The 225-nt window shown below is 47.1% G+C and carries 1 protein-coding gene; it reads left to right on the top strand.

The window, feature by feature from the left end; all coding sequences use genetic code 11:
* Positions 1-151: 151 nt before the first annotated feature.
* Positions 152-225: DUF5837 family cyanobactin class RiPP (locus P5683_RS26290; protein WP_315642197.1), on the top strand; the 74-nt coding region annotated here is incomplete at its 3' end.

The following is a 225-nucleotide window of genomic DNA, read 5'->3' as shown; positions in this document are numbered from 1 at the left end:
CGCACAAACAGGCTTCTTGACAACAAGAAGGGACTGACCACCCCAAGTGGTCAAACAAGTCAAAAGTTGAAAAGTCAAAAGTCAAAATTAAGAGGCTTTAATGACTTTTTGATTGGAGACGAGAAAACCTAGCAAACTCAGGAGAAATCCAATGGACAAGAAAAACATCTCCCCGAACCCCCAGCAGCCCGTTGACCGCGTTCCGACGGGTCAACTGCCCAGTGC

It is taken from the genome of Limnospira sp. PMC 1279.21 (genome assembly GCF_032349615.1).
GTDB classification, from domain to species: Bacteria; Cyanobacteriota; Cyanobacteriia; order Cyanobacteriales; family Microcoleaceae; genus Limnospira; species Limnospira fusiformis.
This window is presented reverse-complemented; position numbering and strand designations above follow the sequence as displayed.